General features: G+C 64.7%; 19 protein-coding genes. 11 read left to right on the top strand and 8 right to left on the bottom strand.

Annotation, left to right across the window (positions count from 1 at the left end):
* Positions 1-2 precede the first annotated feature (2 nt).
* The 4 genes from ACFX5Q_RS04760 (at position 3) to ACFX5Q_RS04745 (ending at position 5,454) form a co-directional block, all read left to right on the top strand.
* Entirely contained in the window at positions 3-299 is a 297-nt protein-coding gene (locus ACFX5Q_RS04760; protein ID WP_192181014.1) for a sarcosine oxidase subunit delta, read from the top strand.
* Positions 296-3,289, top strand: coding sequence for a sarcosine oxidase subunit alpha (locus tag ACFX5Q_RS04755; RefSeq protein ID WP_404275803.1), 2,994 nt, complete (start codon positions 296-298; stop codon positions 3,287-3,289). Before ACFX5Q_RS04760 ends, ACFX5Q_RS04755 begins: the two co-directional genes overlap by 4 nt.
* On the top strand, positions 3,282-3,869 hold the full coding sequence (gene soxG / locus ACFX5Q_RS04750; RefSeq protein WP_404275801.1) for a sarcosine oxidase subunit gamma family protein: 588 nt from the start codon (positions 3,282-3,284) through the stop codon (positions 3,867-3,869). The genes ACFX5Q_RS04755 and soxG overlap by 8 nt, the downstream gene beginning before the upstream one ends.
* A gap of 142 nt (positions 3,870-4,011) precedes the next feature.
* On the top strand, positions 4,012-5,454 hold the full coding sequence (locus ACFX5Q_RS04745; RefSeq protein WP_404275800.1) for an MFS transporter: 1,443 nt from the start codon (positions 4,012-4,014) through the stop codon (positions 5,452-5,454).
* 100 nt (positions 5,455-5,554) lie between these two features.
* On the opposite strand, the gene ACFX5Q_RS04740 is transcribed toward ACFX5Q_RS04745, so the two are convergent.
* The gene (locus ACFX5Q_RS04740) at positions 5,555-6,259 is read right to left on the bottom strand and encodes a nitroreductase (protein ID WP_404275798.1); all 705 of its coding nucleotides are present in this window, start codon (positions 6,257-6,259) and stop codon (positions 5,555-5,557) included.
* 242 nt (positions 6,260-6,501) lie between these two features.
* Between ACFX5Q_RS04740 and ACFX5Q_RS04735 the strand changes: the two genes are divergently transcribed.
* From ACFX5Q_RS04735 to ACFX5Q_RS04710, 6 genes are all read left to right on the top strand, one after another.
* Positions 6,502-7,089 (top strand): helix-turn-helix domain-containing protein, encoded by a 588-nt coding sequence (locus ACFX5Q_RS04735; protein ID WP_404275796.1) that lies wholly within the window; start codon positions 6,502-6,504, stop codon positions 7,087-7,089.
* An 18-nt stretch (positions 7,090-7,107) separates the two neighbouring features.
* Positions 7,108-9,561, top strand: a complete 2,454-nt coding sequence (locus ACFX5Q_RS04730) for an FAD-dependent oxidoreductase (protein WP_404275794.1) — start codon at positions 7,108-7,110, stop codon at positions 9,559-9,561.
* Entirely contained in the window at positions 9,558-10,457 is a 900-nt protein-coding gene (locus ACFX5Q_RS04725; RefSeq protein ID WP_404275793.1) for a homocysteine S-methyltransferase family protein, read from the top strand. The genes ACFX5Q_RS04730 and ACFX5Q_RS04725 overlap by 4 nt, the downstream gene beginning before the upstream one ends.
* The gene (locus tag ACFX5Q_RS04720) at positions 10,457-11,638 is read left to right on the top strand and encodes a pyridoxal phosphate-dependent aminotransferase (protein WP_404275791.1); all 1,182 of its coding nucleotides are present in this window, start codon (positions 10,457-10,459) and stop codon (positions 11,636-11,638) included. Before ACFX5Q_RS04725 ends, ACFX5Q_RS04720 begins: the two co-directional genes overlap by 1 nt.
* Positions 11,635-14,085, top strand: coding sequence for an FAD-dependent oxidoreductase (locus ACFX5Q_RS04715; RefSeq protein WP_404275789.1), 2,451 nt, complete (start codon positions 11,635-11,637; stop codon positions 14,083-14,085). The genes ACFX5Q_RS04720 and ACFX5Q_RS04715 overlap by 4 nt, the downstream gene beginning before the upstream one ends.
* Positions 14,086-14,249: 164 nt before the next feature.
* Positions 14,250-15,392, top strand: coding sequence for an NAD(P)/FAD-dependent oxidoreductase (locus ACFX5Q_RS04710; protein WP_404275788.1), 1,143 nt, complete (start codon positions 14,250-14,252; stop codon positions 15,390-15,392).
* A gap of 32 nt (positions 15,393-15,424) precedes the next feature.
* On the opposite strand, the gene ACFX5Q_RS04705 is transcribed toward ACFX5Q_RS04710, so the two are convergent.
* The 7 genes from ACFX5Q_RS04705 to ACFX5Q_RS04675 are packed head-to-tail and all read right to left on the bottom strand — an operon-like array spanning position 15,425 to position 21,994.
* Positions 15,425-16,012, bottom strand: a complete 588-nt coding sequence (locus tag ACFX5Q_RS04705) for an NAD(P)H-dependent oxidoreductase (RefSeq protein WP_404275786.1) — start codon at positions 16,010-16,012, stop codon at positions 15,425-15,427.
* Positions 16,012-16,593, bottom strand: a complete 582-nt coding sequence (locus ACFX5Q_RS04700) for an NAD(P)H-dependent oxidoreductase (protein ID WP_404275784.1) — start codon at positions 16,591-16,593, stop codon at positions 16,012-16,014. The genes ACFX5Q_RS04705 and ACFX5Q_RS04700 overlap by 1 nt, the downstream gene beginning before the upstream one ends.
* Positions 16,593-17,993 carry an FAD-binding oxidoreductase gene (locus ACFX5Q_RS04695; RefSeq protein ID WP_404275782.1) on the bottom strand — a complete coding sequence of 467 codons (1,401 nt, stop codon included), beginning with the start codon at positions 17,991-17,993 and terminating at the stop codon, positions 16,593-16,595. The genes ACFX5Q_RS04700 and ACFX5Q_RS04695 overlap by 1 nt, the downstream gene beginning before the upstream one ends.
* The gene (locus ACFX5Q_RS04690) at positions 17,990-19,291 is read right to left on the bottom strand and encodes a cytosine deaminase (RefSeq protein ID WP_404275780.1); all 1,302 of its coding nucleotides are present in this window, start codon (positions 19,289-19,291) and stop codon (positions 17,990-17,992) included. Before ACFX5Q_RS04690 ends, ACFX5Q_RS04695 begins: the two co-directional genes overlap by 4 nt.
* Positions 19,292-19,324: 33 nt before the next feature.
* Entirely contained in the window at positions 19,325-20,176 is an 852-nt protein-coding gene (locus ACFX5Q_RS04685) for an ABC transporter permease (RefSeq protein WP_404275779.1), read from the bottom strand.
* Positions 20,163-20,987 carry an ABC transporter ATP-binding protein gene (locus ACFX5Q_RS04680; protein ID WP_404275778.1) on the bottom strand — a complete coding sequence of 275 codons (825 nt, stop codon included), beginning with the start codon at positions 20,985-20,987 and terminating at the stop codon, positions 20,163-20,165. The genes ACFX5Q_RS04685 and ACFX5Q_RS04680 overlap by 14 nt, the downstream gene beginning before the upstream one ends.
* Before the next feature lie 2 nt (positions 20,988-20,989).
* The gene (locus tag ACFX5Q_RS04675; RefSeq protein ID WP_404275776.1) at positions 20,990-21,994 is read right to left on the bottom strand and encodes an ABC transporter substrate-binding protein; all 1,005 of its coding nucleotides are present in this window, start codon (positions 21,992-21,994) and stop codon (positions 20,990-20,992) included.
* A 254-nt stretch (positions 21,995-22,248) separates the two neighbouring features.
* On the opposite strand from ACFX5Q_RS04675, the gene ACFX5Q_RS04670 reads away from it, so the two are divergent.
* Positions 22,249-22,632, top strand: coding sequence for a RidA family protein (locus ACFX5Q_RS04670; RefSeq protein WP_404275774.1), 384 nt, complete (start codon positions 22,249-22,251; stop codon positions 22,630-22,632).
* The last annotated feature ends 22 nt before the right edge of the window (positions 22,633-22,654 follow it).

Here is a 22,654-nt window from a genome sequence, read left to right as displayed (position 1 = left end):
AAATGCTGATCACCTGTCCCTATTGCGGCCCGCGCGACGTTATCGAATTCACGTATCAGGGTGACGGCAACCGCCAGCGTCCGCAACCTTCTTCGCAGGACCTCGACGCCTGGAACGCCTATGTCTACGACCGGCTGAACCCGGCCGGCGACCACAACGAGATCTGGCAGCACTCCGGCGGCTGCCGCGCCCATCTCAGGGTCGTGCGCAACACACTGACGCATGAGATTTCGAGCAGCGGCTTCGCGCGCGGCGACCACAAAGCCGCCGCGCGGCACAAGTCGGAGGCCAAGTCGTGAGCCCGCGCCGCGCCGAAACCGGTGGCCGCATCGACCGGCTGCGCACCATCCGCTTCACCTTCGACGGCACGCCCTACACCGGCTATGCCGGCGACACGCTGGCCTCGGCACTGCTCGCCAACGGCGTCACGCTGTTCGGGCGCTCGTTCAAGTACCATCGCCCGCGCGGCGTGCTGACCGCCGGCGTCGAGGAGCCGAACGCGCTGGTGACGGTGCTGCGCGGCGAGGTTCGCGAACCGAACATCGCCGCCACCATGGTCGAGATCTATGACGGGCTGGTGGCCGTCAGCCAGAACCGCTTCCCGTCGCTTGCCTGGGACGTTAACGCCATCAACCAGCTCGGCGGCAAGATCCTGTCGGCCGGCTTCTACTACAAAACCTTCATGGGTCCGGTGATCGGCCCGCTCAAAGGCACCCGCTTCTGGATGTTCTGCGAGCACTTCATCCGCCGCGCCGCCGGCCTCGGCAGAGCCGGCACCGCTGCCGATCCGGAGCGCTACGAGCGCATGAACGCCTTCTGCGAAGTGCTGGTGGTCGGCTCCGGCCCGGCCGGATTGATGGCCGCCAGGGCCGCCGCCGATCAGGGCCAGCGCGTCATCCTCTGCGAGCTGGAGCCGCATTTCGGCGGCTCGGCCAACTGGTCCGGCGAGACCATCGACGGCACGCCGGCGGCGGACTGGGCGGCGCGCGCCGTCGGCCAGCTCGAAGGCCATGACAATGTCCGTCTGCTGCCGCGCACCACGGTCTGGGGTTACTATGACGGCAACACGCTGGCTGCACTCGAACGAGTCACCGACCACAAGGAGGCCCCCGCCAAGGGCGAGCCACGTCATCGCTACTGGGCGATCCGCGCCAAATCGGTGGTGCTGGCCACCGGCTCCTTCGAGCGGCCGCTGGTGTTCCCCGGCAACGACCGGCCTTGTGTCATGCTGGCGCATGCCGCCGAGCGCTACGCCAACGAGTTTGGCGTGCTGCCCGGCGACAGGATCGCGCTGTTCACCAACAATGACAGCGCCTATCGCTCGGCGCTGGCGTTGAAGTCGGCGGGCGCTGCGATCGTCGCCATCATCGATGTTCGCCAGGACCTGTCGAGCGAGATGCGCAAGCTGGCCACCGATGCCGAGGCCGAGATCCTGTCCGGTCATGCCGTGGTCTCCACCGAAGGCGGCAAGGCGCTTTCCGGCCTCAAGGTGCAGCGTTTCGACATGGTGAGCGGCGCGCTGACCGGCGATGCGCGCAGCATCCATGCCGACTGCCTGCTGATGTCGGGCGGCTGGTCGCCGACCATCCACCTCGCCAGCCAGGCCGGCGCCAAGGCGGAGTGGGACGCCGCGCGCCAGGCCTTCCTGCCGCCGAAGCCGACGCAGAAATGGGTCGGCGCCGGCGCCTTCATCGGCAGCTTCTCGACCGCCGAGGCCATCGCCGAGGGCCGCGCCGCCGGTCTTTCGGCCGCCGGAGCGACAGGCGCGCCGACGGCCTTGCCGGTCGTGGACGCCGCTCCCGGCGATCCCGATCCGGCGCCGGTGTTCGAGATCAGGGCGAAGGGAAAAAGCTTCGTCGATTTCCAGCACGACGTCACCGCCGAAGACGTGCGCCTTGCCCATCGCGAAGGCTTCGTCTCGGTCGAGCACCTGAAGCGCTACACCACGCTCGGCATGGCGACCGACCAGGGCAAGAGCTCCAACGTGCCGGGCCTCGCCATCATGGCCGAGGCGCTCGGCAAGCCGATTCCCGAAGTCGGCACGACGCGCTTCCGCCCGCCCTATTCGGCGGTGTCGATCGGCTCGCTCGCAGCGGAGCGCTTCGGCGATTTGAAGCCCGAGCGGCTGACGCCGATGCATGACTGGCACATCGCCAATGGCGCGACCATGTATTCGGCCGGGCTCTGGTATCGGCCGATGATCTACAGCCATGCCGGCGAGACGATCGAGCAAGCCTATGTGCGCGAAGCCAAAGCGACCCGCGATAGCGCCGGCATCGTCGACGTCTCGACGCTGGGCAAGATCGCCGTGCAAGGGCCGGACGCGGCCGAGTTCCTCGACCGCGTCTACACCAACATGTTCTCGACGCTCGCTGTCGGCAAGGCCCGCTACGGGCTGATGCTGCGCGAGGACGGGCTGGCCTTCGACGACGGCACCACCTGGCGGCTCGGCGAGCAAGATTTCCTGATGACCACCACCACGGCCAATGCCGGCAAGGTGATGCAGCATCTGGAATATTTCCTCGACGTCATCTGGCCGGAGCTGAAGGTCACTGTCACTTCGGTCACCGACGAATGGGCAGGTGCTGCCATCGGCGGCCCGAACGCGCGCGCAATCCTCGCCGCTTGCGTCAAGGGTATTGCCGTCGACAATGCCACTCTGCCCTTCATGGGCATCGTGCACGGCGAGATCGCGGACGTGCCCGTTATGATCTGCCGGCTCTCCTTCTCCGGCGAAATGGCCTTCGAAGTCTATTCCGGCGCCGGCTATGGTACCCATGTCTGGGAAGCCTTGATCGAGGCCGGACAGCCGTTCGGACTGGTCACCTATGGGCTCGAGGCGCTGGGCACGATGCGCATCGAGAAAGGCCACGTCACCGGCGCCGAGATCGACGGCCGCACCACAGCGCGCGACCTGCATCTCGACTGGATGCTGTCGAAGAAGAAACCTTTCATCGGCTCGGCGATGATGGACCGCGAGGGCCTGATCGCCCCTGACCGGCTGCAGCTCGTCGGCCTGGTTTCGCTCGACAACCGGCCGCTCAACGGCGGTGCGCATATCGTCGAGGAGCTCGACCAAGCCAATCCGCACGGTTCCATCGGCCACATCACCGCCTGCTGCTACTCGCCGGCGCTCGGCAAGCACATCGCGCTGGCGCTGGTCAGCGGCGGCAAGGCGCGGCACGGCTCGCGCGCCTTCGTCTCCGATCCGCTGCGCAACCGGTTCGGGCCGATCGAGATCGTCTCCAACCACTTCTACGATCCGGACGGGAGCCGCATGCATGGTTGAACGTCAATCGCCGCTTGAGCCGGAGTACCATCCGGGCTCGCATGGAAATTTCGAACATGGCGTCGACGTAATCCTGTCCGAGACGCGGCCGGGCTCGATCCTGCAGCTCGCCGCATGGCCGGGCGAAGAGAAGCGGCTGATGTCGGCAATATACAAGGCCACGGGTCTTGCCCTGCCGGACGGCGCGGGCGGCGGCGTCACCGACGGCGCCAGATCGGCATTCGGCTTCGCACCCGGCAAGTTCACCGTGGTCGACGAAGCCGAGGGCCTGGCTGCGGCGTTCTCTGGCGTCGTCACCCCGGCCATCGGCACCGTCACCGACCTGTCGCACGGCCGCACCGCGATCCGCATCGCCGGGCCGAAGGCCGAATGGGTGCTGGCGAAATTCTTCGCCATCGACTTTGCGCTGCCGGCCTTCCCGATCGGCGCCGGCCGCTCGACCACCCATCACGATGTCTTCGCGCAGATTCAGCGCACCGGCGCCGACCAGTTCGACATCTACGTGTTCCGCTCCTTCGCCCGCTCGTTCTGGAAGGCGCTCTGCCATGCCAGCGAGGAAGTCGGCTACGAGGTGCAATAAAACTCTGCCGGCTGTCCGCTTGGCACTATCGACCGGCACAACTGCTGCTTGAGCGTTGGGCCAGCTGGGAGGATAGATAGGAATCACGGGCACATGCTGAGGCATGCGCTCGTCCAGGCAACCGGCTCGACAATATCCTTCCATGACCGCAGAGACTTCGGCGACAGCCACAACCCGCTTTGCCCCGGCGGGCGAGGCGTCGATGCTATTGCCGGCGACGGTCGCCTGCGGCGTGTTCATGACCAGCCTCGACCAGAATGTCGTGGTCACCGCACTGCCCAGCATCGGCGAGAGCCTTTCCCGGCCACCGAGCCAGCTCGGGCTTCTGATCACCGTCTATGTCGCCAGCCTGATCATCTCGATGCCGGTCGGCGGCTGGGCCGCCGACCGTTTCGGCCTGCGCAACGTCTACTGCTTCGCCTTGCTGGTGTTCGCCGCTTCATCGGCGCTCTGCGGACTGTCCAACGACATCTGGACGCTGGTCGGCGCCCGCGCGCTGCAAGGTTTCGGCGGCGCATTGATGGGTACGCTCGGCCAGGTCGTGATCCTGTCGACCTTCCCGCGCAGCCGCACGCTGAAGATCAACATGTATATCTCGCTGGCCGGGCAGTCCGGACCGTTGGTCGGCCCGCTCGTCGGCGGCGCGCTGACCACCTACGTCTCGTGGCGCTGGATCTTCTTCATCAACGTGCCATTCGCGCTGGCGGCGGCCGTCCTTGCCGCCTCGCTGTTTCCGACGGTCACCAAACCGGTGCGCACGCCGTTCGATTTTGCGGGCTTCCTGCTGGTCGGCAGCGGCATGGTCCTGCTGGTCTTCGGCATGGACTCGCTTGCGGCGAAAGATGCAGCCGGCAGCATGATCGCGGCCGAGCTGGCACTGGCGATCGTCATCCTGACGCTTGCCTCCTTCTACTGCCTGCGTGCCCGCAACCCCCTGCTTGACCTAAAGCTCCTGCGTATCCGCACCTTCCGCATCTCCTTTCTTACCGGCGGCGGGCTGGACACGATCGGTCTTAGCTCGGTCGTCTTCCTGCTGCCGCTGATGTTCCAGCTCGGCTTCGGCATGAGCGCGGTGCAGGCGGGATCGCTGACCTTCGTTGCTGCGATCGGATCGCTGATCATGCGTGTCTTCATGCCGCGCCTGCTCAATCGCTTCGGCTTCCGCCGTGTGCTGGTCATCAACACGCCGATCGTTGCCGCGATGGTTGCGGGCTTCGCCTTGATCCAGGCGACCACACCCGTATGGATCGTGCTTGCCTATATCTTCGCCTTCGGTGTTTTGCGCTCGGCGCAGTGGGCTTCGACCGGCAACCTCGCCTATTCCGACATCGCGCCGGAACAGCTCGCCCGCTTCAGCGCCCTCTACTACATCCTTTGGCAGCTGGCGGTGGCGATCAGCGTCGGACTGGCGGCCGCGTTGCTGTCCTTCCTGGCCGGCGGCGGCCCGGCCGTGACCAACGACTTCCGCATCCTGTTCGTGATCGAAGGCGTCATCACGCTGTGCGCGCTGTTCGCCTATCTCAGGCTGACGCCGCAGGACGGCGCCCATGTCAGCGGCCATGGCGCGCAAATGAGCGTGGAGTAAAGCAAATCCAGGAAAAGTGTGAGGCAGTTTTCCCGGGAAAAGCGCGTAGCGCTTTCCCCAGGGAATTGCGTCAAAACAAAAAGTCGGCCGAGGCACCGCCTCACTCGCTGAACGTCACCCATTCTTCCAGCGGCACGCGGTCGGTGCGGAACTCGTTTTCGGGCTTCGACGTGTCCTCATGGCCGAGTGCCATGCCGCAGACGACAATCTCTTCGTCGGGAATGTTGAGCACCGGCCTGATCTGCCGGTGGTATGGCGCGAAGGCGGCTTGCGGGCAGGTGTGCAGGCCCCTGCCCCGCGCCGCCACCATGATGTTCTGCAGAAACATGCCGTAGTCGATCCACGAGCCCTGGTTCAGCCGCCGGTCGATGGTGAAGATCATGCCGACCGGCGCGTCGAAGAAGACGAAGTTGCGGTCGTGCTGGGCGCGCATCCTGTCGACCTCGCGCCGGCCGATGCCGAGCGCGCCGTAGAGGCCGAAGCCGTTGGCGCGGCGACGGGTGAGATAGGGCTCGAAGAACTGGGTGGGATAGTAGCGGTACTCGTCCCATTCGGCCTTCTCGGCGCGGATGCCCGAGTTGAGGATGGCGTCGGTTATGCGCTGCTTGATCTCGCCCTTGGTCACATAGACCCGCCAGGGCTGCATGTTGGTGCCCGAAGGCGCGCGCGCGGCGACCCCGAGAATGGCGCGGATGGTCTCGTCGTCGACCATGTCGGGCAGGAAGGCGCGAACCGATCGACGCGACGTGATCGCCTCGTCTACGATCGCCGCGTCCTTGGCAATCCGGGCGTTGTTTTCCAGCATGGGCCGTCCCTTGACGCATGGCCTCGGAAAACCGGGACCGGCTTCCGGATAGGACCCACGCGCGAATTCCAAATACCTGGTCCTCGACCCGACGTCCCCATCCGCCGTTCGTGGGTCGAGCCTTTGCATGAACCGTCAAAATGGCGCAAGCAAATCTTGTGGTCTTGTGAAAATCCTCTTGATTTTTTCATCATGCTGGTCTCTCATGAAATTTGTCCGGAATTTTTCATAGAGAGAATGGCTTGACCTCAACCGCCGTCAGATCGGAGCAGGAGAACAGCGAACGGCTGCTGGCTGGCGACATCCGCGCGTTGCGCAAGGCGCGCGGGCTGACGCTGGCCGAGATCGGCCTGAAGCTCGGCCGCTCCGTTGGCTGGGTCAGCCAGGTCGAGCGCGGCCTGTCGATCCCTTCGCTCGGTGACCTCAGGGCCTTCGCCGACCTGTTCAGCGTGCCGGTCAGCCTGTTCTTCAGCCACGACGTGCCGATTGAAAAAGAGCGCGGCGTGGTGGTGCGCGCCGGCAACCGCCGCAGGCTTGGCACAAGCGATTCCGGGCTGGTGGAGGAGCTTCTGTCACCCGATCTCGGCGGTAGCTTCGAGATGCTGCGTTCGGTCTTCGCGCCGGGCGCTGAGTTGAAGATCGAGGCACGTCGGCCGACGGAGGAAGCGGGCTATGTCGCGTCCGGCACCTTCGACATAGAGATATCGGGCGTCTGGCACCGGCTTGCCGAGGGCGACTCCTTTCGCTTCGACGGCAAGCCGTTCCGCTGGCGCAATCCCGGCGCCGAGCCGGCGGTGGTCATCTGGGTGGTTTCGCCGCCTGTATATTGATTGAAGTTGGAGGAGAACATGGCCGGTTTGCCGACCACGGCACGCGTGGTGATCATCGGAGGCGGTGTCGTCGGCACCTCTTCGCTCTACCACCTTGCCAAGGCGGGCTGGACCGACTGCGTGCTCTTGGAAAAGAACGAGCTGACCTCCGGCTCGACCTGGCACGCCGCCGGCAACGTGCCGACCTTCTCCTCATCATGGTCGCTGATGAACATGCAGCGCTATTCGACCGAGCTCTATCGCGGGCTGGCCGACGCGGTCGACTATCCGATGAACTACCACGTCACCGGCTCGCTCAGGCTCGCCCACACAAGCGAGCGCATGCAGGAGTTCCAGCGCGCCAAGGGCATGGGCCGCTACCAGGGCATGGACATCGACGTCGTCGGGCTCGACGAGATCAAGCGCCGCTACCCGTTCATCGAAACGCATGAGCTGAAGGGCGCGCTCTACGATCCGAGCGACGGCGACATCGATCCGGCGCAGTTGACGCAGGCGCTGGCCAAGGGCGCGCGCGACATGAGGGCAAAGATCATCCGCTTCTGCCCGGTCACCGGCGTGCGCCGCGAGAACGACGAATGGGTGGTCGAGACGGCGCAGGGCGAGATCCGTTGCGAGATCGTCGTCAACGCCGCCGGCTACCGTGCCGCCGAGGTCGGAAAAATGTTCGGCCGCGAAGTGCCGATGATGGTGATGAGCCATCAATACATATTGTTCGAGGAGATCCCCGAGCTCGCCGCCTGGAGCAAGGAACAGGGGAAAAAACTGCCACTGCTGCGCGACGTCGACACCTCCTACTATTTGCGCCAGGAAAAGACCGGCATGAATCTCGGGCCCTATGAGCGCAATTGCCGCGCGCACTGGGCGACCCACAACGACCCGATGCCGGAGGATTTTTCCTTCCAGCTGTTCCCCGACGATCTCGACCGTCTCGAGCACTACCTCGCCGACGCCGTCGCCCGCGTGCCGATCCTCGGCACCGCCGGCCTGTCCAAGGTCATCAACGGCCCGATCCCCTACGCGCCGGACGGCAACCCATTGATCGGTCCGATGCCGGGCGTCCCCAACGCCTTCGAGGCCTGCGTCTTCACCTTCGGCATCGCTCAAGGCGGCGGCGCCGGCAAGGTGCTGGCCGAATGGGTCACGCAAGGCCAGACGGAATGGGACATGTGGTCCTGCGACCCGCGCCGCTTCACCAGCTTTGCCGCCGCACCCGACTATTGCGTCGCCAAGGGCATGGAGATCTACGGCAATGAATATGCCATCCAGTTCCCGCGCCATGCCTGGCCCGCGGCACGCGACCGCAAGCTTTCGCCGCTGCATGATCGCATCAAGGCGCTCGGCGGCCGCTTCGACGCCTACAATGGCTGGGAGCGTGCGACGTGGTATGCACAGCCGGGCGACGATGTCTCGGAGGAATCGACGCTGACCTTCCGCCGCGACGGGCCGTGGCAGCACCGCGTGCGTGAAGAGTGCCTGGCGGTGCGCGATGCTGCCGGCATTCTGGACCTGCCGGGCTTCTCCCGTTTCAACCTCGAGGGGCCGGGTGCCGCTGAATGGCTGGCGCTACAGGTCACTGGCCTGGTCCCGAAGCCGGGCCGCATCGGCCTCGTCTATTTCTCGGACGACAAGGGCCGCATCGTCACCGAAATGTCGGTCGTGCGCCATGGCGAGGACCACATGACGCTGATCACTGCGGCAGTGGCGCAATGGCACGATTTCGAATGGCTGAAGTCACGCATGCCGAAGAATGCGCCATTCACGCTGATCGACCGGACCGAGGAATATTCGACGCAGATCCTCGCCGGCCCCAACTCGCGCAAGATCCTCGCCGAGGTTTGTGCCGCTGACCTTTCGCTCCCCTGGCTCACCCATCAGGAAACCAGCATTGCCGCACGCTGGGCGAAGCTGGTGCGCGTGTCCTTCGCCGGCGAGCTCGGCTGGGAGATCCATACCAAAGTCGGCGACACCGCGACGGTCTTCGACGCCGTCTGGGCCGCCGGCCAGAAGCACGGCCTGAAACCGTTCGGGATGTATGCGCTGGATTCGCTCAGACTGGAAAAAAGCTACCGCGCCTGGAAGGGCGATCTGTCGACCGACTATTCGATCTTGCAGGGTGGGCTGGAGCGCTTCGTCAAATGGGACAAGCCCGCCTTCCGCGGCAAGGCAGCACTGCTGAACGAGAAGCAGCAAGGCGTGAAGAAGCGTTTCGTCACGCTGGTCGTCGAGAATCCTGGCGATTGCGATGCGCCTTATATGTCGACGCTTTGGCATGACGGCCAGATCGTCGGCGAGACGACGTCCGGCGGCTGGGGTCATCGCATCGACAAGTCGATCGCGCTCGGCATGCTGCGCGCCGACCTGACAGAGCCCGGAACCGCTGTCGAGGTCGAGATCTTCGGCGACCGTTTTCAGGCGGTCGTGCAGAAGGACGAGCCGCTGTGGGATGCGAAGAACGAAAGGCTGCGCGCATGAAGACGGTCATCCTCACCGATGGCGGCATGGGCCAGGAACTGGTCCGCCGCAGCAAGTCCGAACCGACGCCGCTGTGGTCGGCCAGGGTGCTGATCGACGAACCGGATCTGGTGCGCGACCTGCATGCGGAATTCATCCGTGCCGGCGCCCGCGTCATCACCATCAACACCTATTCGGCGACACCGGAGCGGCTCGCGCGGGAAGGCGCGGAAGACCTGTTCAAGCCGCTGCAGAAGCGCGGCATCGAGCTGGCAAGGCAGGCCGCCGAGCAAGCCGGAGAGGCAACCATCGCCGGCTGCCTGTCGCCATTGTTCGGCAGCTATGCACCGGCGCTGACCATCTCTTACCAAGAGACGCTCGACACCTATCGCCGCATCGTTGCCGAGCAGGCGGAAGGCGTCGATCTCTTCCTGTGCGAAACCATGGCCTCGACCGACGAGGCCCGCGCCGCCGTCACCGCGGCAACGGAAAGCGGCAAGCCGGTTTGGGTGTCGTGGACGCTCGCCGACCATGGCGCGCCGCGCCTGCGCAGCGGCGAGGCGATCGCGGCGGCGTCCGGCGCGCTCGACGGCCTGCCCCTCGCCGCACGGCTGATCAATTGCTGCCGGCCCGAAGCCGTCAGCGCCGCGCTCCCCGACCTGATCGCGCTCGGCGGCCCCGTCGGCGCCTATGCCAATGGCTTCACGTCGGTCGAGGCGCTCAAGCATGGCGGCACCGTCGAGGTTCTGCATGCGCGCCACGACCTCGATCCGGCGGCCTATGCCGACCAGGCGATCGGCTGGGTCGAGGCCGGTGCTAGCATCGTTGGCGGCTGCTGCGAGGTCGGCCCAACCCACATCGCCGCGCTGCGCGACCGGCTCGAACAGGCCGGCTACCAGATTTCGGGAGTTCAATGATGCCCAGACCATCTTCGCGCATTAACGGCATCGTGCCTTCGGGCAAGGACGGCTGGGAGGTTCATTTCGCCGCCTGGACCCGTAAGCAGGCCGGCGAGGACATCATCATGCTGTCGGTCGGCGACCATGATTTCGATACGCCGGACCAGACCATCGAAGCCTGCGTGACCGCAGTTCGCGGCAGCAACCATCACTACACGCCGCTTCCCGGCCTGCCGCGCCTGCGCAAGGCAATGGCGGCGGCCTCGACCGCTTGCACCGGCATCCCGACAAGCCCCGACCAGGTCATCGCTACACCCGGCGGTCAGGCAGCGCTCTACGCCGCCGTGCAGGCCGTGCTTGACAAGGGCGACCATGCCATCGTGGTCGCCCCTTACTACGCGACCTATCCCAACACCTTCAGCGCAGCCGGCGCCGACTTCACCGTCGTCGAGACCCCTGCTGCTGATGGTTTCCAGCCACACGCCGCCGACATTCGTGCGGCAATCCGGCCGAACACGCGCGCCATCCTCATCAACACGCCGAACAACCCGACGGGCGCGGTCTATTCGCGCCAGCACCTCGAAGAGCTGGCCCAGATATGCCGGGAGCATGATCTTTGGCTGCTGTCCGACGAGGTCTACTGGACCTTGGGCGGCGGTGAGCATTTGTCGCCGCGCGCCCTGCCCGGCATGGCCGAGCGCACGCTGGTCATCAATTCGATGTCCAAGAGCCATGGCATGACCGGCTGGCGCATGGGCTGGCTGACCGGCCCGGAGACGATGATCTCGCTGCTGGTCAACCTCAATCTGGTGACCACCTACGGCCTGCCGGCCTTCATCAGCATCGCTTGTGCCGAGGCGCTCGAGAACGGCTATGGCGTCAGGGAGATCGCCGAACGCTATGCGGTGCGGCGCACCGTCTTCCTCGACGCCATGCGCGGCATGAACGACGTCACCGTGCGCGGCTCCGAGGGCGGCATGTATGTCATGCTCGATATCAGTGCCATCGAGCCCGACGATGAGAAATTCGCCTTTGCCTTCCTCGACGCGGAAAAGGTCGGGGTTATGCCGGGCTCCAGCTTCGGCGAGGCCGCCGCCGGCCATATCCGCGTCAGCCTCTGCCAGCCCGAACCGGTGCTGCTGGAAGCAGCACGGCGCCTGCGCCGTTTCGTGTCCAGCTACCGCCGCGAGGCCGCATGAGCGCCAAGACCATCCCCACCAAGGCGCGCGCGGTCATCATCGGCGGCGGCGTCTCCGGCTGCTCGGTCGCCTATCATCTCGCCAAGCTCGGCTGGACCGACATCGTGCTGCTCGAGCGCAAGCAGCTGACATCGGGCACGACCTGGCATGCCGCCGGCCTGATCGGCCAGTTGCGCGGCTCGCAGAACATGACCCGGCTGGCGAAATATTCGGCCGACCTCTACGTCAAGCTGGAAGCCGAGACCGAGGTCGGCACCGGCATGCGCCAGGTCGGCTCGATCACCGTGGCGCTGACCGAGGAGCGCAAGCACGAAATCTACCGGCAGGCATCGCTGGCCCGCGCCTTCGACGTCGATGTGCGCGAGATTTCGCCTAATGAAGTCAAGCAGATGTACCCACATCTCAATGTTTCCGATGTGGTCGGCGCGGTGCACCTGCCGCTCGATGGGCAATGCGACCCGGCCAACATCGCCATGGCGCTGGCCAAGGGCGCACGCCAGCGCGGCGCGACCATCATCGAGAATGTGAAAGTCACCAAGGTCCACAACAAGAATGGCCGCGTCACCGGCGTGTCCTGGGCGCAAGGCGAAGAGCAAGGCACGATCGATACCGAAATCGTCGTCAATTGCGCCGGCATGTGGGCGCGCGAGCTCGGGGCACAGAATGGCGTCACCATACCCCTGCATGCCTGCGAGCATTTTTATCTGGTGACCGAGCCGATCCCCGACCTCTCGCGCCTTCCGGTGCTGCGCGTGCCGGACGAATGCGCCTACTACAAGGAGGACGCCGGCAAGATGATGCTCGGCGCCTTCGAGCCGGTGGCAAAACCCTGGGGCATGGACGGCATCCGCGAGGATTTCTGCTTCGACCAGCTGCCCGAAGACATGGAGCATTTCGAGCCGATCCTCGAAATGGGCGTCAACCGCATGCCGATGCTGGCGACCGCCGGCATCCACACTTTCTTCAACGGTCCCGAGAGTTTTACCCCTGACGACCGCTATTATCTCGGCGAAGCGCCCGAGCTTTCGGGCTACTGGATGGCGACCGGCTACAATTCGATCGGCATCGTCTCCTCTGGCGGGGCCGGCATGGCGCTGGCGCAGTGGATCAACGACGGCGAAGCACCGTTCGACCTCTGGGAAGTCGACATCCGCCGCGCCCAGCCGTTCCAGAAGAACCGCCGCTATCTCAAGGAGCGCGTCTCCGAAACGCTCGGCCTGCTCTATGCCGACCATTTTCCGTATCGCCAGATGGCGACCTCGCGCGGCGTTCGCCGCTCGCCCTTGCATGAACAGCTGAAGGCGCGCGGCGCCGTGTTCGGCGAAGTCGCCGGCTGGGAGCGCGCCAACTGGTTCGCGCGTGAGGGACAGGAGCGCGAATACCGCTATTCCTGGAAACGGCAGAACTGGTTCGACAACCAGCGCGAGGAACATCTCGCGGTCCGCATCGGCGTCGGCCTGTTCGACATGACATCGTTCGGCAAGATCCGCGTCGAGGGTCGGGACGCCTGCGCCTTCCTGCAAAGGCTCTGCGCCAACGACATGGACGTCGCGCCGGGCAAGATCGTCTACACCCAGATGCTCAACCAGCGCGGCGGCATCGAAAGCGACCTCACCGTCTCGCGTCTGTCTGAAACCGCCTACTTCCTCGTCGTGCCCGGCGCGACGCTGCAGCGCGACCTCGCCTGGCTGCGCAAGCATCTGGCCGATGAATTCGTCGTCATCACCGATGTCACCGCTGCCGAAGCCGTGCTCTGCCTGATGGGACCGGATGCGCGAAAACTGATTCAGAAGGTGAGCCCAAGCGATTTCTCCAACGAAACCAATCCGTTCGGGACATTTCAGGAGATAGAAATCGGCATGGGCCTCGCCCGCGCCCATCGCGTCACCTATGTCGGCGAACTCGGCTGGGAGCTTTATGTCTCGACCGATCAGGCACCCCATGTCTTCGAGGCGATCGCCGATGTGGGTGCCGATGTCGGCCTGAAACTCTGCGGCCTGCATACGCTGGACTCCTGCCGCATAGAAAAGGCATTCCGCCATTTCGGCCACGACATCACCGACGAGGACCATGTGCTGGAGGCCGGTCTCGGCTTCGCGGTGAAGACGGCCAAGGGCGATTTCCTCGGCCGCGATGCGGTGCTGAAGAAGAAGGAGGCTGGCCTATCACGGCGGCTTGTACAGTTCCGCCTAAAGGACCCGCAACCCTTGCTCTTCCACAACGAGGCGATCCTGCGCGACGGCAAGATCGTCGGCCCGATCACCTCGGGCAGTTACGGCCATCATCTCGGTGGCGCCATGGGGCTGGGCTACGTGCCCTGCAAGGGCGAGAGCGAGGCAGAGGTGCTGGCCTCGTCCTACGAGATCGAGATCGCCGGCGAGCGCTTCGCCGCCGAAGCCTCGCTGAAGCCGATGTATGATCCGAAGGCGGAACGGATGCGCATGTAGCATCGCCCAGCTGGCTGCGCCCCTTCCACGCCGATCGAAATTTTCCTTACCGTGATCTTTGCCGAGGACACTGCTACGCTGCTGTCCTGGCCCAACCGGCATCGCATAATACCGGACGGCCGCAGGGACCGCATTTTGCATGCGGCAACACAACGGAGGGGAAAATGAACACAACAAGCAAGCCGCGCGTCCTTGTCCTTGGGGCGGGCTTCGGCGGCCTCGAACTCACCACCCTGTTGTCCGAGACTTTCGGTGCGGACATCGACGTGACCTTGATCGACAAAAGCGATGCTTTCGTCTTCGGTTTTTCAAAGCTCGACGTCATGTTCGGCCACAAGACGGCGGATGCTGTGCGCATGCCGTACCGCAACTTCGTGAAACCAGGCGTGCGCCTGCTCAGGCAGACGGTCACCGCCATCGATGCCGAAGGGCGGCGGGTCACCACCGATGGCGGCGTCCATGAGGCCGACTTCCTGATCCTGGCGCTCGGCGCCGACTATGATTTCGACGCCACGCCGGGGCTGGCGGGCGCCAACGAATTCTATTCGGTCGCAGGCGCCGAGCGCCTGCGCGACGTGCTGCCCACCTTCACCGGGGGAAAGACCCTCGTCGGAGTCTGCGGCGCACCCTACAAATGCCCGCCGGCGCCCAGCGAATGCGCCCTTATGCTGCACGACTACCTCGTCAATCGCGGTGTTCGTGGTGCCTGCGAGATCAGCTTCGTGCTGCCGTTGCCGAGCCCGGTGCCACCTTCGCCGGAAACGTCGCGAGCGCTGGTGGCGGCCTTCGTCGAGCGCAATATCGGCTTCATACCCGGCCGCCGCGTCGCCTCGATCGACAATGCCCGGAAGGTGGCCGTTCTCGATGACGGGGTCGAGATGCAATTCGACCTGTTCCTCGGCGTCCCCAGGCACCGCGTGCCCGACGTGGTGATTGACAGCGGCATGGCCGAGAACGGCTGGATCCCGGTCAATCCGCGAACCTTGGAAACCCGCTATCCCGGCGTCTACGCAGTAGGCGACGGCGCCAACACCGGCACGCCGAAGGCCGGTGTGTTCGCCGAAGGGGCCGCGCGCGCCGTGGCCAGCGACCTGATCGCCAGGCTGCGCAACACCGGCAGCGGGACACAATATGATGGTTTTGGCACCTGCTATATCGAGTTCGGCGGCGGACGCGTCGGCAAAGTCGAGGTGGATTTCTTCTCCGGCGCAAAGCCGACCGGAACCTACCACGAGCCGTCGGTTGCCTTGCGCGCGGACAAGGAGGTTTTCGGATCGAGCCGCCGTGCCCGCTGGTTCGGACTGTAACGTTCGAAGTCCGCAGCCGATACGGCAAGCAGCTAGAATCGCTCCAGCTTGCGCCGCACCTTGCCCAGAAACGCCGCCCTGGTCGCCGGCGTCGAGGAGTCCATGAGGTAGTGCGCCAGGAAGAACGTCCGGCAGCGCGTGGCGCACAGCGCCCGCATGCCGCGCAGGATGGTCTTGCGGCCCGGCTGGCCGACGACGACGCTCCACCAGGTCGGCGCGCCGCAGGTGGTGATGACGCCGACCCTGGTCACATGGGTCATCAGCGACTTGATCCGCCCCTTGCCCGGCGGCAATTGGAAGGCGACGTCGGTCGCCCACACCCGGTCGAGCCAGCCCTTGAGCATTGCGGGCAGTCCGTACCACCAGGTCGGATAGACGAAGAGGATCGCCTGCGCCCAGCCGAGATGATCGAAATGCGGCTTGAGCGCCGGATCCTGCGGTGCGCGCTCATTGTAGAAGCGCCGCTCCTCGCAGCTCATCACCGGATTGAAATTCTCGGCATAGAGGTCGAGCAGCCGTACCTCCCAGCCCTTCGCCTTCAGCACCTCGACGGCACAGTCGCGGATCGAGGCGCAGAAGCTTTCGGGTACCGGATGGCAATAGACCACCAGAACGCGCATCAGAACGCATCCATGCTGGCGCCGACCTTGGCCATGAATGCCCTACGCGTTTCATCGGTCGACAGGTTCATCGAGTAATGCGCGATATAGGAGACGGAGGCGCCGGGCTTGATGGTGGCACGTAGCATGCGGTTGACCAGCTTGCGCGGCGGATCGCCCATCAGCATGGCGCGGAACCGGCTGCCGCCATAGGTGGTGACGGCGGCCACCTTGCGAATGTTGTGCAGCGACGGCTGCACCTTGCCATCGACTAGCCTGAACGACACGCCGGGCAGGAAAACGCGGTCGAAAAAGCCTTTCAGCATTGCCGGAAAACCGAAGTTCCAGACCGGATAAGACAGCACCAGCGCCTCGGCGCGCAGCACGCGCTCGACATAGAAGGCGGCCGCGTCGCCCTCGCCGCGTTGGTCGTGATAGCCGAGCCGCTCGGCCCGTGTCAGCCGCGGGTCGAAATCCTCGGCATAGAGATCGCAATCGTCTACGGCATGGCCGGCCGCCGTCAGCCGCTCCACGATCGTCCGGTGCAGGCCGGCATTGAAGCTGGTCTCGACCGGATGCGCGTAGAGGACCAGGATCTTCATCAGCCCGCCTTTTGCAGCCCCTTGAACAGGAACGACTTGCCCGAGCGGTAGTCGTAATCAGGGTTTTCCCAGGCGATCATCTTGCCGGGGTTGAGCAGCCCTTGCGGGTCGGTCTCGCGCTTGAAGGCGAGTTGCACCTCGTCGGTCCGCTTCATGCCGCCCTCTTCCAGCGTGTAGCGGTGCGGGTTGAAGATCCAGCAGCCATTGTCCTCATGGATGCGGATGATCTCGTCGAGACGTTCCGCCGTGGTGAAGCGGACCAGCGGCAGGCCGGCCGCGCCGATGGCGCCGTCGAAGCGGATGAATTCGAGATGCGCCGGCACCTCGTCGCCGAAACGGTCGACCATCGCCTTGACGTGGGCGAGATGGTCCGGCGACGGATAGCGCACCTGCAGATAGGTGATCGTCGGATCGACCCGGATCGCACGCAGCGTCGTATGGTTCCAGGTCAGCTCATAGGCCGGCGGCAGTCCCTTGAGGTCAGCCTCCTTGTCGGCCCGGAAGACAATCTCGCCCTTGCTGCTCCTGACGAAGGCGTCAAACGCAGCCATCGCATGCGGCGCGATCATGCACACGACAATGCTCTGCTCGCGCCGGAAGAATTTCTGGTGCCGCTTGAAATAGTCGTACGGGATAGGCGCTGCGATCGGCGTGATCAGTTTCGCCAATATGCCGTCCTGGATTGCGAGGTCGTTGCCGAAGCCGGCTGCTTCCATGAAATCGTCGAAACCGACAATGACGTCGATCCAGTCATAGCTCGACGTCAGCGGCATCTCGACCTCGGTGATGATGCCGTTGGTGCCATAGGCGTGCATGACCTTCAGCACGTCCTCGCCGGTAAGCTCCATGACGCGCGGCTTGGCCTCCATCGTTACTGTCTTGAGCCGGATGACATTGCCGAGATCGCGCAACCCGCCCCAGCGGGTCGAGCCGACGCCGCCCGAACCGCCGGCGACGAAGCCGCCGATCGAGGCGGTGTTGTAGGTCGAGGGCGACATGCGCAGCTCCTGGCCGGAATGCGCGCGCGTCGCTCTGTCGATGTCCGCCAGCACCGCACCCGGCCCGGTGACGACGCGGCCGGGCGCGATTGCCTTGACCGCGTTCATTTCGGCAAGGTTAAGCACCACGCCGCCCGATAGCGGCATGGCCTGCCCGTAATTGCCCGTGCCGCTGCCGCGCGGCGTCACCGGGACGCCATGCCGGTGGCAGGCGGCGAGCACGCGGATGACCTCGTCCTCGCTTTTCGGCGTCACGATCAGGTCGCCAGTGACATGGTCGAGCTGCTGCTTCAGCACCGGGCTGTACCAGTAGAAATCGCGGCTCTTCTGTTGGACGATCGCCGGATGGTCGTCGATCTTCAGCCCGTCGAGGTCACGCTTCAGCGCCGCAATGTCCATCATTCCACCATCAATTCGTCGAGTTCGGCATAGTCCGGCAGCTTGCCTTCGATCGCCCGGCCGTCGCGCACGACGATGCGATCCGATTCCGGCCGAGACAGCAATTCCGTCCAGCTCCGTCCCTTGAAGACGATAAAGTCCGCCGCACCGCCGGCGGCAAGCGTGCCAAAGCCGTCGAGCCGCATCACCTTGGCCGGCGTCGACGCCACGGTTTGCGGCCAGTCGCCGACCGGGTGATCGAAATGCAGGATGCGGGTCGCCATGCGGTAGACTTCCAGCATGTCGAGATCGCCATAGGCATAGAACGGATCGCGCGTGTTGTCCGATGCCACCGCGACTGGGATGCCCCTCGCCTTCATCTCGTGCAGCAGCGTCACGCCGCGCCAGCGCGGCGTGGTGTTGTCGCCGCGCCGATCCTGCAGATAGAGGTTGCACATCGGCAGCGACACCACGGCGAGCCCCGCCTTCGCCACCTTGTCCAGCGTGTCGAGCACGGCAAGGTCGGGCTGGCGCGCCAACGAACAGCAATGGCCGACCAGGATGTTGCACTCGAAACCGTTCCAGAGCGCCGCCTCGGCGATCTTCTTCAGCGAGATCGCCGCGATATCGTCGGTCTCGTCGGCATGGAAATCGAGGTCGAGCCCGTGCTTGATCGCCTCAGAAAACACCTTGTCGAGAAGCTCCTCGAGGTCAGGCACCATATAGGTGACGACGCCGAGCACGCCCTTGGCCGCGGCGACACGTTTCGCCAGTTTCTCGAACCATTTTGTCTCGCGCACGCCTTCGATGCCAAGCAGGCAGGCGGCTTGCAACTCGATGCGGCCGCGCCATTTGTCCCGCATCGTCTCGAACACCGGCCAGGAGATTTCCTCCTGCGGCGCGACGCTGTCGAGATGGGTGCGCAAGGCCTTTGTGCCGTACGCGTAGGCGCAGCGCAGCGAGAAATCCATGCGTCGCGCGACGTCCTCGGCGCTCCAGCGCGCGGCGCGGTCGGCCCCTGTAGCGCTGAGCGCGCCCATGAAGGTGCCGTCGGGATTGGGTCTGCGCGGCCAGATATGGCCCTTGTCGATATGGGTATGGCAGTCGACGAAACACGGCAGCACGATGCGGCCGCCAAGGTCGGTGGCGTCCGCCGGCACCTTCGACCGGCCATGCGCGACGATGCTGGATATCCTGCCGTCAGCGACGGTGATGTCGGCAAGCGCGAAGTCGTCGCTATCGAAGGTCGCGGCCAAGCCCGGCGTCAGCGATGCGTGAAGCCGGACATTGGTAAGGCGATACGAGGCAGAGTCCGGGATCAAGTTCCGCCCCCTGGGATAAGAAAGGCAACCACCCTATCGCTCCTGCTTCAGCGCGCTCTCATGCCAGCGCCGCAAAATGAGATGCGACACCAGCGACAGCACCAGGAAGATCAATATGCCGGCGAGCGAGATCAGGATCAGCGCCGCGAACAGGCGCGGCGCGTTGAGCCGGTAGCCGGCCTCGATGATGCGCGAGGCGAGCCCCGACGACTGCCCCTGCGCGCCGGCGACGAACTCGGCCACGACAGCGCCGATCAGCGACAGGCCGCCGGCGATCTTCAGCCCGCCGAGGAAATAGGGCATTGCCGCCGGCAGCCTGAGGTAGCGCAATTGCTGCCAGCGGGTCGCACCGTTGAGCTTGAATAGGTCGCGCAGATTGCGGTCGACGGAATTGAGGCCGAGAGTGGTGTTGGACAGGATCGGGAAGAAGGCGACAATCCAGGCGCAGAGCAAAAGCTTCACCGTCTGGTTGTCGACATAGATGTTGATCAGCGGAAAGATCGCCACGATCGGCGTCACCTGCAGCACGATGGCAAAGGGAAAGAACGACATTTCCACCCATTTCGACTGCGCGAACAGCACCGCCAGCCCGACTCCGCCGATCACGGCGAGAAGCAGGCTGAGAAAGGTGATCCTGAGCGTCACCAGCAGCGAGGAGAACAACAGCCCGGCATCGTCATAGAGCGTCTGCAGCACGACGCCCGGGCGCGGCAGGATGTATTTCGGGATCTCGTTCCAGACGCAGACGCGGTCCCACAGCCAGATCGCCAGGATCATGATCGCCAGCGGCAGCACCCAGCGACCGATCCGCTCGAGCCGCTCCTGGCGCACGCGACGCGCCTCCTCGGGATCGAGCTTGAGCGCGCTGTCGTCAATGGCCGTCATGATGCGGTCCGGCGGTTGAGTTGATGGCGCCGACCAGCACGTCGGACGCCTGCCGGCAAAGTGCTGCATAGTCGGGCGAGGTGCGAAACGCTTCGTCGCGCGGATAGGGCGCATCGACGGCAAGTTCGGCATGAACGCGGCCAGGCCGCGCCGCCATGACGACCACCCGGTTGGACAGGAACACGCTTTCGAAGACGCTGTGCGTGACGAAGACGACCGTGAAGCGCTCGTCCTGCCACAGTTCCAGAAGATCGTTGTTGAGCTTGAAACGGGTGATTTCGTCGAGTGCGGCGAATGGCTCGTCCATCAACAGGATACGCGGCTTGGTCACCATGGCACGGGCAATCGAGACGCGCATCTTCATGCCGCCGGACAACTCGCGCGGCACGGCGTTCTCGAAGCCGGTCAGATGCACGCGTTCCAGCATCTCCATCACCGCCGGCGCCGCCTTGGCCCGTGACACGCCCTTCAGCCTGAGCGGCAGCCAGACATTGTCGAACACATCAGCCCAGGGCAGCAGCGTCGGCTCCTGGAAGACGAAGCCGATATTCGAGCGGTCGATCGAACCGCGCCAGTCGAGCACGCCGGAGGTCGGCGTCGACAGGCCGGCGATCAGCCTCAGCGCCGTCGACTTGCCGCAGCCGGACGGTCCGAGAAGGCTGAGGAAATCGCCTTCCCGGATGGTGAGATCGACGTCGCTCAGCGCCGTCACGCCGTTGGAAAAGACCTTACCGACATTGCGCAGCGCCAAAAGCATCGGGCCTTCACCCGATGCCACTTCAGGCGCCTGCGCCACTGTCTCCAGCTTCACGATTACTTCTTCAGGTCCAGCCCGACACCCTTGTTGATGAAGGCGAGCGTATAGGCCTTCTTGATGTCGATGCCCGGCTGCGCGACCTTGGCCTTGACCATCTTGTCGTAGAAGCTCTGGATGCGCGCTTCGGTCATCGCGCCGATGCCGAGCTTTTCCGTGTCGCCGGAATCGACCACGCCGAATTTCTTCAGCTGATCGATCGAGAAGGCGATCTGCTCATCCGTCATGTCCGGATTGTCCTTCTTGATCATGTCGTTGGCGGCCTTGTTGTCGCCGTAGAGATAGTTGTACCAGCCCTTGGCCGAGCCATCGACGAAGCACTGAACAACCTCCGGCCGCTTGTCGATCGTCTCCTGCATCACCTCGACCGTGGTCGCATAAGTGTCCCAGCCATAATCGGCGAGCAGGAACTGGTTCGGCACGAAGCCGCCCTGCTTCTGCACGGCGAATGGTTCAGACGTGACATAGCCCTGCTGGATCGACTTCTTGTTGGCGATGAACGGCGCGGGATTGAATGTGTAGGGCACGCGCTTGGCGGCATCGAAGCCGAGCTCGGTGACCATCCACTGGAAGAAGGTCTGCGCGCCCTCGTCGCCGAGGATGTACTGCTCGGCGTTCTTCAGGTCCTCCCATTTGTCCAGCCCCTGCCCAGGCTGGGACATGATGACCTGCGGGTCCTTCTGGAAGTCGGCGGCCACGACGCGCATCGGAATGCCCTGCTGCACGGCATCGAAAGCCGACAGCAAATTGCCGCCCATATAGAAATCGAGCTTGCCGGCGAGCAGCAACGGCCGTCCGCTAACCTGCGGACCGCCCTGCGAAATGGTGACGTCGAGGCCGCAGGCGGCGTAGGTGCCGTCCGCCACCGCCTGGTAGTAGCCACCATGCTCGGGCTCGGCGAGCCAATTGGTGCCGAAGGTGACTTTCTCGTTCGCCGCAGCCCCAAGCGTGCTGGCGGCAAGCAGGACGATTGCGCCCGCCGTGATCTTCTCTTTTCCGTACATCGACACCACCCTCTGTTTGCTCCGGCGCGCCGCGCGCCGGGCTGGACACCATTGGTTCAAGAAGCAAGACACATGCCACCGCCGGGGGCCGCCAGCCTGCGCAGCAGGCGTGCGCCAAGCCATGACGGGTCATGCTGTATGGGAGGCATCGTGCCTATTTTTTGAACGGCTGTCCACAATCGCCCCGATCACATGCACCGCATCTTGAAGCGGCGTGCGATCCGGCCTTAGGCTGCCGAAAACCGGAGATTGCCATGTTCAAATTCCTCACGCCGAAGTCGATCAAGCCGCCCTTCGCCCGCTACAGCCATGGCGTCGAAGTGCCTGCAGGAAAACGCCTGGTGCTGTGTTCCGGTCAGGTCGCGATCACCGCTGACGACCAGATCCCTGAAGATGCCGGCGCCCAGGCCGAACTCTGCTTCCAGAACATTTCGGCGATCCTCGGCGAAGCAGGGCTCGGACTCGGGGATATCGTGCGCATCAACGCCTACGTCACCGACCGCGCATTTCTCAGACCCTACATGGACGTCCGCGATCGGCTGTTTTCCAGCCCGGCGCCGGCCTCGACGCTGATGATCGTCTCTGGCTTTGCCCGGCCCGAATTCAAGGTCGAGATCGAGGTCATCGCCGCGGCATGATCGACAGGCGCTGTCTGGCGCG

The organism is Mesorhizobium sp. IMUNJ 23033, assembly GCF_044778005.1.
Classification (GTDB): domain Bacteria; phylum Pseudomonadota; class Alphaproteobacteria; order Rhizobiales; family Rhizobiaceae; genus Mesorhizobium; species Mesorhizobium amorphae_A.
Note: the sequence above shows the minus strand (reverse complement) of the source record. Positions and strands in the feature narration are given on the sequence as shown.

Coding starts and splice junctions, on each gene's coding strand:
- ACFX5Q_RS04725 (WP_404275793.1), top strand. CDS start 9,558: ATGAAGACGGTCATCCTCACCGATGGCGGCATGGGCCAGGAACTGGTC.
- ACFX5Q_RS04705 (WP_404275786.1), bottom strand. CDS start 16,012: ATGCGCGTTCTGGTGGTCTATTGCCATCCGGTACCCGAAAGCTTCTGC.
- ACFX5Q_RS04710 (WP_404275788.1), top strand. CDS start 14,250: ATGAACACAACAAGCAAGCCGCGCGTCCTTGTCCTTGGGGCGGGCTTC.
- ACFX5Q_RS04730 (WP_404275794.1), top strand. CDS start 7,108: ATGGCCGGTTTGCCGACCACGGCACGCGTGGTGATCATCGGAGGCGGT.
- ACFX5Q_RS04760 (WP_192181014.1), top strand. CDS start 3: ATGCTGATCACCTGTCCCTATTGCGGCCCGCGCGACGTTATCGAATTC.
- ACFX5Q_RS04670 (WP_404275774.1), top strand. CDS start 22,249: ATGTTCAAATTCCTCACGCCGAAGTCGATCAAGCCGCCCTTCGCCCGC.
- ACFX5Q_RS04700 (WP_404275784.1), bottom strand. CDS start 16,593: ATGAAGATCCTGGTCCTCTACGCGCATCCGGTCGAGACCAGCTTCAAT.
- soxG (WP_404275801.1), top strand. CDS start 3,282: ATGGTTGAACGTCAATCGCCGCTTGAGCCGGAGTACCATCCGGGCTCG.
- ACFX5Q_RS04685 (WP_404275779.1), bottom strand. CDS start 20,176: ATGACGGCCATTGACGACAGCGCGCTCAAGCTCGATCCCGAGGAGGCG.
- ACFX5Q_RS04740 (WP_404275798.1), bottom strand. CDS start 6,259: ATGCTGGAAAACAACGCCCGGATTGCCAAGGACGCGGCGATCGTAGAC.
- ACFX5Q_RS04695 (WP_404275782.1), bottom strand. CDS start 17,993: ATGATGGACATTGCGGCGCTGAAGCGTGACCTCGACGGGCTGAAGATC.
- ACFX5Q_RS04675 (WP_404275776.1), bottom strand. CDS start 21,994: ATGTACGGAAAAGAGAAGATCACGGCGGGCGCAATCGTCCTGCTTGCC.
- ACFX5Q_RS04715 (WP_404275789.1), top strand. CDS start 11,635: ATGAGCGCCAAGACCATCCCCACCAAGGCGCGCGCGGTCATCATCGGC.
- ACFX5Q_RS04745 (WP_404275800.1), top strand. CDS start 4,012: ATGACCGCAGAGACTTCGGCGACAGCCACAACCCGCTTTGCCCCGGCG.
- ACFX5Q_RS04720 (WP_404275791.1), top strand. CDS start 10,457: ATGCCCAGACCATCTTCGCGCATTAACGGCATCGTGCCTTCGGGCAAG.